We start from the raw sequence: 11,203 nt of genomic DNA on the forward strand, positions 1-11,203 counted from the left end.
AGCAAAAAAGCGGCATGGATCGGCAAATCGCTCCCATTTGTTAGCGCTATCGTAAAGGGCACTTCGTGGTGTTGCGCCGTCACTTGTGCGTGATATTATCGCAACAGCCTTTTACACCCTGACAGTCAACCTAAGAGAAAGAGAACCATGACGGACAAACTTACTTCCTTGCGTCAGCTGACTACTGTGGTCGCCGACACCGGTGATATCGCGGCGATGAAACTTTACCAGCCGCAGGACGCGACCACGAACCCTTCTTTGATTCTCAACGCCGCTCAAATCCCTGAATACCGCAAACTGATTGACGAAGCCATTACCTGGGCACGTCAGCAGAGCAGCAACAAAGAAGATCAGCTGGCGCTGGTTTCTGACAAGCTGGCCGTCAACATTGGTCTGGAAATTCTCAAACTGATCCCTGGTCGCATCTCGACTGAAGTCGATGCGCGCCTCTCTTACGACACTGAAGCGAGCATCGCTAAAGCGCGTAGCCTGATCAAACTGTACAACGATGCGGGCGTCAGCAATGACCGTATCCTGATCAAACTGGCGTCAACCTGGCAGGGCATTCGTGCTGCTGAGCAGCTGGAAAAAGAAGGTATCAACTGTAACCTGACGCTGCTGTTCTCCTTCGCGCAGGCGCGTGCCTGTGCCGAAGCGGGCGTGTTCCTGATCTCTCCATTCGTTGGCCGTATCCTCGACTGGTACAAGCAGAACACCGATAAGAAAGAGTATGCAGCCCACGAAGATCCAGGCGTGGTGTCTGTGGCTGAAATCTACAGCTACTACAAGCAGCACGGTTATGAAACCGTGGTAATGGGCGCAAGCTTCCGTAACGTTGGTGAAATCATTGAGCTGGCTGGCTGCGACCGTCTGACCATCTCTCCGGGCCTGCTGAAAGAGCTGGCTGAGAGCGAAGGCACCGTTGAGCGTAAGCTGAGCTACACCGGCGAAGTGAAAGCGCGTCCAGCGAAGATGACCGAAGCTGAGTTCTTCTGGCAGCACAACCAGGATCCAATGGCCGTTACCAAACTGGCTGAAGGTATCCGCAACTTTGCCATCGATCAGGGCAAACTTGAGAAGATGATCGCCGAGCTGCTGTAAGGTGATTGGCCGTGGCGGCAACCGCTGCCACGGTTTTACGTTTTTTCCCCCGCTTCTTGTATTATCCTTCTAACTACTCACGTCATTTGCTGCCATGCAGCTAACCACAGCGATAACTCTATGGATACTTTACGAATTGGATTAATTTCCGTTTCCGATCGTGCTGCTAACGGCATCTATCAGGATCAGGGCATTCCGGCGTTAGAGAGCTGGCTCACCGCCGCGCTGGCTACGCCGTTTGAAATTGAAACGCGTCTGGTGCCGGATGAGCAGCCAATGATTGAGCAGGCGATTTGCGAGCTGGTCGATGAGCTGTTCTGCAATTTGGTCCTCACCACCGGCGGCACCGGACCGGCGCGGCGTGATGTGACGCCAGATGCCACATTGGCGGTTGCCGACCGTGAAATGCCGGGCTTCGGCGAGCAGATGCGCCAAATTAGCCTGCAATTTGTGCCGACCGCTATTTTGTCTCGCCAGGTTGGCGTGATCCGCAAGCAGTCGCTGATCCTCAATCTGCCGGGCCAGCCAAAATCCATTAAAGAGACGCTGGAAGGGCTGAAAGCGGAAGATGGAACGGTAAAGGTGCCGGGGATTTTTGCCGCTGTACCTTATTGTTTACAGCTACTGGAAGGGCCGTATGTGGAAACTCATGCCGATGTGGTAGCAGCTTTTCGCCCCAAAAGCGCCCGTCGTGAGACAAATGACTAAAAATCGGCATTTTCAGGCATAAAATCCAGCGGCACTGGTGTGGCAAAATATTGACGGTATAGTAATTCAATCTTTACATAAGTTGTTTTGCCTCTGGATACCGCTGGATTATGGATACGCACGCAACGCGCCGACTCAACGGGCAGGATTACAAAACCCTGTCGCTGGCCGCCCTTGGTGGGGCGCTGGAATTCTACGACTTCATTATCTTCGTCTTCTTTGCCGCCGTGATTGGCGAACTGTTCTTCCCGCCTGACATTCCTGAATGGTTGCGTCAGGTGCAGACTTTCGCCATCTTTGCTGCGGGTTATCTGGCGCGTCCGTTAGGCGGCATTATCATGGCGCACTTTGGTGACAAAGTGGGGCGTAAGAAGATGTTCAGCCTCAGTATTCTGCTGATGGCGCTGCCGACGTTGGCGATGGGCGCATTGCCCACTTATGCCAGCATTGGCATCGCTGCGCCGTTATTGATGCTGCTAATGCGCGTGCTGCAAGGCGCGGCTATCGGCGGTGAAGTGCCTGGCGCGTGGGTGTTTGTCGCCGAACATGTGCCTGAAAAACGCATTGGTTTTGCCTGCGGCACGCTGACCGCAGGCTTAACCGCAGGGATTCTGCTCGGTTCGCTGGTGGCAACGGTGCTGAACACCACGCTGTCACCGGCTGCGATGCGCGATCATGGCTGGCGCATTCCTTTCTTCCTCGGCGGTGTGTTTGGCTTGCTGGCGATGTATCTGCGTCGCTGGCTGCATGAAACCCCGGTGTTCCAGCAGATGCAGCAGCGTAAAGCGCTGGCAGAAAAAATGCCGCTGCAAACCATTTTCGCCAGCCATAAGCGAGGCATCGTAATTTCGATGCTGCTCACCTGGCTTCTGTCGGCCTGCATTGTGGTGGTGATTTTGATGGCGCCGACGCTGATGCAAAAACAGCATGGCATTCCCGCCGCGCTCAGTCTGCAGGCCAACAGCTTCGCCACCATTATGCTGCTGCTGGGTTGTGTTATCGCCGGATGGCTGGTGGATCGCTTCGGCGCGGCGCGTTCGCTGATCGTCGGTTCAATACTGCTGGCGATCGGCAGCTGGAACTTCTTCCATCAGTTAAGTAGCACGCCGGAAATGCTGTTTGTTTGGTACGGTTTAGCGGGCCTGAGCGTGGGGGTCGTCGGTGTAGTGCCGTTTGTGATGGTGCGCGCATTCCCGGCGGCGGTGCGCTTTACCGGCATCTCATTCTCGTACAATGTTGCTTACGCGATTTTCGGTGGTCTGACGCCGATTAGCGTAACGCTGATGATGAGCCTGACGCCAATGGCGCCTGCCTGGTATGTGCTGGCGCTGGCGATAATTGGCTTTATGGTGGGAATCTGGCTGTGGCGCGATAGCCGTCAGCAGTATGCGCAGTTAGATATGTCGCTGCACTCGTCATAATGCAAAAAGCGGAGCCAAACAGCTCCGCTATTCATTTGTCACTCGCCAATCGGCAATACCGTACGACCAAACTTCTCGTTCAGCACTTCGCCCATCGCCAGATAGAACGCACTCAAACCGCAAATAATGCCAATCCAGCCGGCAACGCGCAGCAACCCCGCGTTGTCGGTCAGGTGGCCGATAGCCAGCAGCGCAAACAGCAGCGTCAGGCTGGCGAAGATGAACTGCAGCATTTTCGGTGACTTCAGCGTGCCGAAAAACAGGAATGCAGTGAACACGCCCCACAGCGCGAGATACGCGCCAAGGAAGTGGCCGTCGGCCGCCTCTGCCAGCCCCAGTTTCGGCAGCAGCAGAATTGCCACCAACGTTAACCAGAAGCTGCCGTAAGAGGTAAAGGCGGTCAGCCCGAAGGTGTTGCCTTTCTTATATTCCAGCAGCCCGGCAAAAATTTGCGCGATGCCGCCGTAGAAAATCCCCATCGCCAGGATGATCACATCCATCGCAAACAGGCCGGTGTTGTGTAAGTTGAGCAGGATGGTGGTCATACCGAATCCCATCAGGCCCAACGGGGCGGGATTCGCCAGCGTGGTATTGCTCATAATTCCTCAGAAGCAGCGTTGAAGATGTTGTTCGTGTTTTACACCCGCGCAAACCGCTGGGGGCGCGAGGCGCTGCATAATAAGCGGCCTCTTTTTGCCCAACTTTGATCTGAATCGACGAGAGAATGAAATTTTTTTTAGTTTTAACCCTTGATGCGCATCGAACCGGCCCCATTTACTTGTCATCGAGCGTTGTGAGGCAGCAAAAAAAGCCTGCTTCAGCAGTTGAAAGTGGTCAGTTTGACCGCATCTCTGTTTCACAACCCAAATTGGCAAAGAATTTAAGTAGGAGACGTTTAGATGGGCAAGATTATTGGTATTGACTTGGGTACAACCAACTCATGTGTTGCAGTTATGGATGGTGGTAAAGCACGCGTACTGGAAAACGCCGAAGGCGATCGCACCACGCCGTCGATCATTGCGTATGCACAGGATGGCGAAACTCTGGTGGGTCAACCGGCTAAACGTCAGTCTGTGACCAACCCGCAGAACACCCTGTTTGCGATCAAGCGCCTGATTGGCCGTCGCTTCCAGGACGAAGAAGTACAGCGTGATATTAAAATTATGCCGTACAAAATCATCGGCGCAGATAACGGCGACGCATGGCTGGACGTAAAAGGCCAGAAAATGGCACCGCCGCAGATTTCTGCTGAAGTGCTGAAAAAGATGAAGAAAACCGCGGAAGATTTCCTCGGTGAAGCCGTCACTGAAGCGGTTATTACCGTTCCAGCTTACTTCAACGATGCGCAGCGTCAGGCGACCAAAGACGCCGGCCGTATCGCGGGTCTGGAAGTAAAACGTATCATCAACGAACCAACCGCAGCTGCACTGGCTTACGGCCTGGATAAAGGTCAGGGCAACCGCACCATCGCGGTATACGACCTGGGCGGTGGTACTTTCGATATCTCAATCATTGAGATCGATGACGTTGATGGCGAGAAAACCTTTGAAGTTCTGGCAACCAACGGTGATACCCACCTTGGTGGTGAAGACTTCGATAGCCGTCTGATTAACTATCTGGTGGCTGAATTTAAGAAAGATCAGGGCATCGATCTGCACAACGATCCGCTGGCCATGCAGCGTCTGAAAGAAGCGGCAGAGAAAGCCAAGATCGAGCTGTCCTCAGCACAGCAGACCGACGTTAACCTGCCGTACATCACGGCGGATGCGACCGGTCCTAAGCACCTGAACATCAAAGTAACACGTGCGAAACTGGAATCACTGGTTGAAGACCTTGTTTCTCGCTCTATCGAGCCGTTGAAAGTGGCTCTGCAGGATGCGGGTCTGTCTGTTTCAGACATCAACGACGTGATCCTGGTGGGCGGTCAAACGCGTATGCCAATGGTTCAGGCGAAAGTGACTGAGTTCTTTGGTAAAGAGCCACGTAAAGATGTGAACCCGGATGAAGCGGTAGCCGTGGGTGCTGCGGTTCAGGGCGGCGTGTTGGCGGGTGAAGTGAAAGACGTTCTGCTGCTGGACGTGACTCCACTGTCGCTGGGTATCGAAACCATGGGCGGCGTGATGACTTCGCTGATTAGCAAGAACACCACCATCCCAACCAAGCACAGCCAGGTGTTCTCTACCGCTGAAGACAATCAGTCTGCCGTGACCATTCACGTGCTGCAGGGTGAGCGCAAGCGTTCAGGCGATAACAAATCCTTGGGCCAGTTCAACCTCGACGGTATCCAGGCTGCACCGCGCGGTATGCCGCAGATCGAAGTCACCTTCGATATCGATGCAGATGGTATCCTGCACGTGTCTGCGAAAGACAAAAACAGCGGTAAAGAGCAGAAGATCACCATCAAGGCTTCTTCTGGTCTGAATGAAGAAGAGATCGAAAAAATGGTGCGTGACGCGGAAGCGAACGCCGAGTCTGACCGCAAGTTCGAAGAGCTGGTTCAGACCCGTAACCAGGGCGATCAGATTTCGCACAGCACCCGTAAGCAGCTGGACGAAGCGGGCGACAAACTGTCTGCTGACGACAAAGCGCCAATCGAAGCTGCGTTGACCGAGCTGAACACCGCGCTGAAAGGCGAAGACAAAGCAGAAATCGAAGCCAAAATGCAGGCATTGATGGAAGTGTCCAGCAAACTGATGGAGCTGGCACAGCAGCAGGGTCAGGCAGCTGATGCAGGCGATGCTTCTGCACAGAAAGAAGACGACGTTGTCGACGCTGAGTTCGAAGAAGTTAAAGACAAAAAATAATTGCCCCTGACCGGGCGCGACGGCTGGCCTGACAGCCGTTGAAACCAGCACGGGCGTAGGAGATCTCTCCACGCCCGTGCGATCATGTTAAGGGCAGAACAAATATGGCTAAGAGTGATTTATACGAGATCTTAGGCGTCTCTAAATCCGCAGATGAGCGTGAAATCAAAAAGGCTTATAAGCGCCTGGCGATGAAATACCATCCGGACCGTAATCCGGACAATAAAGAAGCCGAAGCGAAGTTTAAAGAAATTAAGGAAGCCTACGAAATTCTGACCGACGCACAGAAGCGTGCGGCCTACGACCAATATGGTCACGCAGCCTTTGAACAAGGCGGCATGGGCGGCGGTGGTGGCTTCGGCGGCGGCGGCGCTGACTTCAGCGATATCTTTGGCGACGTATTTGGCGATATTTTTGGTGGTGGCCGCCGTCAGCGTGCCGCACGTGGCGCCGATTTACGCTACAACATGGAGCTAACGCTGGAAGAAGCGGTACGCGGCGTGACCAAAGAGATCCGCATTCCAACACTGGAAGAGTGCGATGTCTGCCACGGCAGCGGCGCGAAAGCGGGGACCAAACCGCAGACCTGTCATACCTGTCACGGCGCAGGCCAGGTGCAGATGCGTCAGGGCTTCTTCACTGTGCAGCAGGCGTGTCCGACCTGTCACGGTCGCGGTTCAGTGATCAAAGATCCGTGCCATGCTTGTCATGGTCACGGTCGCGTTGAGCGCAGTAAAACCCTGTCGGTGAAAATTCCAGCAGGCGTGGATACCGGCGATCGCATTCGTCTGACCGGCGAAGGTGAAGCGGGCGAACAGGGCGCACCAGCGGGCGATCTGTACGTTCAGGTTTCGGTGAAAAAGCACCCGATCTTCGAGCGCGAAGATAATAACCTGTATTGCGAAGTGCCGATTAACTTTGCGATGGCAGCATTGGGTGGCGAGATTGAAGTGCCGACGCTTGATGGACGTGTGAACCTGAAAGTGCCTTCTGAAACGCAAACTGGCAAGCTGTTCCGCATGCGCGGTAAAGGCGTGAAATCGGTGCGTGGTGGTGCGGTAGGCGATTTGCTGTGTCGTGTGGTGGTGGAAACGCCAGTTAGCCTCAATGACAAACAGAAAGCGTTACTGCGTGAACTGGAAGAGAGTTTTGGCGGCCCGAGCGGTGAGAAAAACAGCCCGCGCTCCAAAAGCTTCCTCGACGGCGTGAAGAAGTTTTTTGACGATTTAACACGTTAATCCCGTCTGGCATGCTTAATAAAGCGGAGAGGAAACTCTCCGCTTTTTTTATGTTTTCCCGCCAACGCGTCGCTCCTGATATAAGCTCAATCTGCCTGGCGTGAGATAAAAGCAGAAACCCTTTCGTAATGCATCGGTATTATCGAGTCGTTAACGAGACATAAGCTGCTTTTAACGAGGTGTTTGAGTCGCTACACTTCTCAGCCTAAATGTCTCTACTCAGGAGGAGTTGTGAACAAACCCCGTTCTCTTCGAAGCTTACTGAAAAGCTTTATTGCCAGCGATGCCAGCAACGGCATGGTGCTGATTCTGGCGGCCGTCGCGGCAATGATTTTGGCTAACAGCGCGGAAACCGCTCAAGCTTATCAATCGTTTCTCGCCGAGCCGGTGCAGATTCGCTTCGGTGCATTAGACATCAGCAAAAACCTGCTGCTGTGGATCAACGATGCCATGATGGCGCTGTTCTTCCTGCTGATTGGTTTGGAAGTGAAACGTGAACTAATCACCGGTGAACTTGCCAGCCGCGATCGCGCCATTTTCCCGGTGATTGCGGCAATTGGCGGCATGGTTATGCCGGGACTGATTTTCCTGCTGCTTAATTATGGCGATCCTATTGCACGTAACGGCTGGGCAATTCCTACTGCTACTGATATCGCCTTTGCTTTGGGCGTGCTGGCACTGTTGGGCAGCCGCGTGCCAACCGCGCTGAAAGTGTTCCTGATGGCGCTGGCGATTATTGATGATCTCGGCGCTATCGTGATTATCGCGCTGTTCTACACCAGCGATCTCTCCGTGCTGTCGCTGAGCGTGGCGGCAGGTGCGATTGTGCTGCTGGCGATTCTCAATCGTTGTGGCGTGCGTAACATTGCCATCTATATGTTGGTCGGCATTGTGCTGTGGACGGCGGTGCTCAAATCGGGTGTGCACGCAACGTTAGCGGGCGTGATTGTTGGCTTCTTCGTGCCGCTGGAAGAGAAGAACGGCCACTCTCCGGCAGAGCATCTGGCGCATGGTTTAATGCCGTGGGTAAACTGGCTGATTCTGCCGCTGTTCGCTTTTGCCAACGCCGGCATTTCGCTGAGCGGCATCACCTTTATGGATACGCTGTCGCCAGAGCCGCTGGGCATCATTCTCGGCTTGCTGATTGGTAAACCGTTGGGTATCACGCTGTTCTGCTGGCTGGCGGTGAAGTGGCGGCTGGCGGTGTTGCCGCCGGGCACCACGATACGCGATATCATGGCGATTGGTGTGCTGTGCGGTATCGGCTTCACCATGTCAATCTTTATCAGTTCGCTGGCGTTTGATGCCGCCCATGAGCAACTGGTGACCTTCTCCAAGCTGGGGATTCTCAGTGGCTCGCTGCTCTCAGCGGTGATTGGTTACACGCTGCTGCGCATCAAACTGCGTTAAAAAGAGGAAGGGGGCGAAAGCCTCCTTTTTTGCCGATGAATCAGCTCAACTTTAATCATCTCTACTATTTCTGGCAGGTGTGTAAAGCCGGTTCGGTAGTGCGCGCTGCGGATGTGCTGTGCCTGGCGCCACAGACGGTCACTGGCCAGATTAAATCGCTGGAAGAGCAACTCGGCGGCGTGCTGTTTCGTCGTCAGGGGCGCGGTTCAGTGCCGACGGAACTTGGCCAACTGGTGTTTCGCTATGCCGACCGCATGTTCATGCTGAGCCAGGAGATGCTCGATATCGTTAACTACCGCAAAGAGTCGCATCTGCTGTTTGATGTTGGCGTAGCGGATGCCTTGTCTAAGCAACTGGTGAGCAAGGTGCTGCAGGCTGCGGTGGTGGCTGAAGAGGGAATCCATCTGCGCTGCTTTGAATCAACGCACGAGATGCTGCTGGAACAGTTAAGCCAGCACAAGCTGGATATGATTCTTTCCGATTGCCCAATTGATTCGACTCAGCAGGAAGGGCTGTTTTCGGTCAAGCTGGGCGAGTGTCCGATCAGCTTCTGGTGCAACACACCGTTACCGACGCTGCCGTTTCCTGCCAGCCTGGAAGAGCGGCGTTTGCTGATTCCGGGGCGTCGCTCGATGCTGGGTCGCAAACTGCTGAACTGGATTCACAGCTAGGGATTGCAAGTGGAGATTCTGGGCGAGTTTGATGATGCGGCATTAATGAAAGCTTTTGGTGCGCTTAACAACGCGATATTTGTGGCTCCGACGCTGTATGGCGACGAGATTTACCGGGATGACGCCATCAAAGAGATTGGGCGGTTGGATGCGGTGATGGAGGAGTATCACGTGATCTTTGCCGAACGGATGATTCAGCATCCGGCGGTACAGCGGATCTGCCATCGCGACTTTAGTGCGCTGTTTACCCCTGAATTGCAGGCATAAAAAAACCGGCTAAACGCCGGTTCTTTTTTACAAAGCGATTAACAGACGGGCGATTAAGCCAGTTTGTTGATCTGAGCAGTCAGGTTTGCTTTATGACGTGCAGCTTTGTTTTTGTGGATCAGACCTTTAGCAGCCTGACGGTCCACGAGTGGTTGCATTTCGTTGAATGCGTTCTGCGCAGCAGCTTTGTCGCCTGTTGCGATAGCCGCGTATACTTTCTTGATGAAAGTACGCATCATTGAACGGTTGCTTGCGTTATGCTTGCGACGTTTCTCAGATGTTACGGCGCGTTTCTTAGCTGATTTGATATTAGCCAAGGTCCAACTCCCAAATGTGATCTATATGGACAAATCAAAGGCCGAGGACTATGCCTTTTGCGCCTTCTTATGTCAATGGATTTGTGCAAATAAGCGTCGTTTTAAAAACAACACTCGATTACGTAATTGATGGCGCAGGATTCTACCAGCAACGCGGCGTTGAATACAGTATTTCGCAGCAAAAATCTTCAGATCCTTGCTAAGCAACTGGCCACGCGTGGAATAAGCCGCGCCAGAAGCAGGAAAGGCACGTATACGGGTTAACCTAAACGCCATTCAAGGGTATAATCCGCCGATTTCCACCGGTTTGAGTCAGCCATGAAGTTTATCCGCGGTATTTATAATCTGAAAGAGCAGCATCGCGGCTGCGTCCTGACCATTGGCAATTTCGATGGCGTACATCGCGGCCACCAGGCTTTGATGGTGCAGCTGATTGCCGAAGGACGAAAACGCAATCTGCCGGTGGTGGTGATGGTATTTGAGCCACAACCGCTTGAGCTGTTTGCCGGCGATAAAGCCCCGGCGCGCCTTACGCGTTTGCGTGAAAAGCTGAAGTACCTCGAACAAGCGGGTGTTGATGCCGTACTCTGCGTACGTTTTGATCGTCGCTTCGCTGCGCATTCGGCGCAGAGTTTTATTTCCGAATTGCTGGTAGACAAGCTCAACGTCAAGTTCCTGGCCGTCGGCGATGATTTCCGCTTCGGCGCTGGTCGCCAGGGGGATTTCCTGTTATTACAGAAAGCCGGTGCGGAGTATGGCTTTGAGGTTATCAGCACCCAGACCTATTGTGACAGCGGCAAGCGCATCAGCAGCACCGCCGTTCGTCAGGCGCTGGCGCAGGATGATTTTGCGCAAGCCGAAGCGCTGCTGGGCCATCCGTTCAGCATCTCAGGCCGCGTAGTGCACGGCGATGCACTCGGGCGCACCATCGGTTTTCCAACGGCTAATCTCCCTTTGCGTCGCACCGTTACGCCGGTTAAAGGCGTGTTTGCGGTGGCAGTGTTGGGCCTTGGCGATCAGCCGCTGCCCGGCGTGGCCAATATTGGTACGCGCCCAACGGTAAAAGGTTTACGTCAGCAGCTTGAAGTTCATCTGCTCGACACACATATGAATCTCTATGGGCGTCACATTGAAGTGGTGCTGAAACAGAAGATTCGCGATGAACAGCGTTTCACTTCGCTGGACGCGCTGAAAGAACAAATTGCGAAAGATGTGGTGACAGCCCGCCAATTCTTTGGGCTAAAAACACCGGTTTAATGACCGAAA

At 53.8% G+C, this 11,203-nt stretch carries 9 protein-coding genes and 1 pseudogene; 8 read left to right on the forward strand and 2 right to left on the reverse strand.

Translation table 11 applies throughout. The features are described 5' to 3' along the window. Positions 1 to 147: 147 nt before the first annotated feature. From tal to ACFQW4_RS15375, 3 genes are all read left to right on the forward strand, one after another. A complete protein-coding gene (gene tal / locus ACFQW4_RS15365) occupies positions 148 to 1,101 on the forward strand; it encodes a transaldolase (protein ID WP_101762157.1) in 954 nt (317 codons plus the stop codon). A 120-nt stretch (positions 1,102 to 1,221) separates the two neighbouring features. After that, positions 1,222 to 1,809, forward strand: coding sequence for a molybdopterin adenylyltransferase (mog, locus tag ACFQW4_RS15370; RefSeq protein ID WP_101762156.1), 588 nt, complete (start codon positions 1,222 to 1,224; stop codon positions 1,807 to 1,809). A gap of 110 nt (positions 1,810 to 1,919) precedes the next feature. After that, a complete protein-coding gene (locus tag ACFQW4_RS15375) occupies positions 1,920 to 3,230 on the forward strand; it encodes an MFS transporter (RefSeq protein ID WP_377726063.1) in 1,311 nt (436 codons plus the stop codon). Between the two features lie 38 nt (positions 3,231 to 3,268). Here the strand turns inward: ACFQW4_RS15375 and satP are convergent, their stop codons facing one another. After that, a complete protein-coding gene (satP, locus tag ACFQW4_RS15380; RefSeq protein WP_354467070.1) occupies positions 3,269 to 3,829 on the reverse strand; it encodes an acetate uptake transporter in 561 nt (186 codons plus the stop codon). A gap of 300 nt (positions 3,830 to 4,129) precedes the next feature. On the opposite strand from satP, the gene dnaK reads away from it, so the two are divergent. The 4 genes and pseudogenes from dnaK to nhaR all read left to right on the forward strand — a co-directional run bounded on the left by dnaK (position 4,130) and on the right by nhaR (position 9,620). Further along, positions 4,130 to 6,034: a molecular chaperone DnaK gene (gene dnaK, locus ACFQW4_RS15385; RefSeq protein ID WP_101762153.1), complete on the forward strand. Its 1,905-nt coding sequence runs from the start codon at positions 4,130 to 4,132 to the stop codon at positions 6,032 to 6,034. A gap of 104 nt (positions 6,035 to 6,138) precedes the next feature. Beyond that, entirely contained in the window at positions 6,139 to 7,272 is a 1,134-nt protein-coding gene (gene dnaJ, locus ACFQW4_RS15390) for a molecular chaperone DnaJ (RefSeq protein WP_377726066.1), read from the forward strand. Between the two features lie 231 nt (positions 7,273 to 7,503). Continuing rightward, a complete protein-coding gene (gene nhaA, locus ACFQW4_RS15395; protein WP_377726068.1) occupies positions 7,504 to 8,682 on the forward strand; it encodes a Na+/H+ antiporter NhaA in 1,179 nt (392 codons plus the stop codon). A gap of 35 nt (positions 8,683 to 8,717) precedes the next feature. Continuing rightward, positions 8,718 to 9,620: pseudogene (gene nhaR, locus ACFQW4_RS15400) on the forward strand (transcriptional activator NhaR). Between the two features lie 53 nt (positions 9,621 to 9,673). Here the strand turns inward: nhaR and rpsT are convergent. Further along, positions 9,674 to 9,937, reverse strand: a complete 264-nt coding sequence (gene rpsT, locus ACFQW4_RS15405) for a 30S ribosomal protein S20 (RefSeq protein ID WP_036619798.1) — start codon at positions 9,935 to 9,937, stop codon at positions 9,674 to 9,676. Positions 9,938 to 10,255: 318 nt separating this feature from the next. Here rpsT and ribF point away from each other — a divergent pair, with 318 nt between their 5' ends. Next, complete coding sequence (ribF, locus tag ACFQW4_RS15410; RefSeq protein ID WP_377726070.1) at positions 10,256 to 11,194, forward strand: bifunctional riboflavin kinase/FAD synthetase; 939 nt, start codon at positions 10,256 to 10,258, stop codon at positions 11,192 to 11,194. Positions 11,195 to 11,203 lie beyond the last annotated feature (9 nt).

Origin of the sequence: Pantoea sp. GCM10028869, from assembly GCF_042666835.1 — a bacterium.
Lineage (GTDB): Bacteria > Pseudomonadota > Gammaproteobacteria > Enterobacterales > Enterobacteriaceae > Pantoea > Pantoea leporis.

What these genes read in the sequence shown, in the direction of transcription:
- tal (WP_101762157.1), top strand. Translation starts at nt 148, where the DNA reads ATGACGGACAAACTTACTTCCTTGCGTCAGCTGACTACTGTGGTCGCC.
- mog (WP_101762156.1), top strand. Translation starts at nt 1,222, where the DNA reads ATGGATACTTTACGAATTGGATTAATTTCCGTTTCCGATCGTGCTGCT.
- ACFQW4_RS15375 (WP_377726063.1), top strand. Translation starts at nt 1,920, where the DNA reads ATGGATACGCACGCAACGCGCCGACTCAACGGGCAGGATTACAAAACC.
- satP (WP_354467070.1), bottom strand. Translation starts at nt 3,829, where the DNA reads ATGAGCAATACCACGCTGGCGAATCCCGCCCCGTTGGGCCTGATGGGA.
- dnaK (WP_101762153.1), top strand. Translation starts at nt 4,130, where the DNA reads ATGGGCAAGATTATTGGTATTGACTTGGGTACAACCAACTCATGTGTT.
- dnaJ (WP_377726066.1), top strand. Translation starts at nt 6,139, where the DNA reads ATGGCTAAGAGTGATTTATACGAGATCTTAGGCGTCTCTAAATCCGCA.
- ribF (WP_377726070.1), top strand. Translation starts at nt 10,256, where the DNA reads ATGAAGTTTATCCGCGGTATTTATAATCTGAAAGAGCAGCATCGCGGC.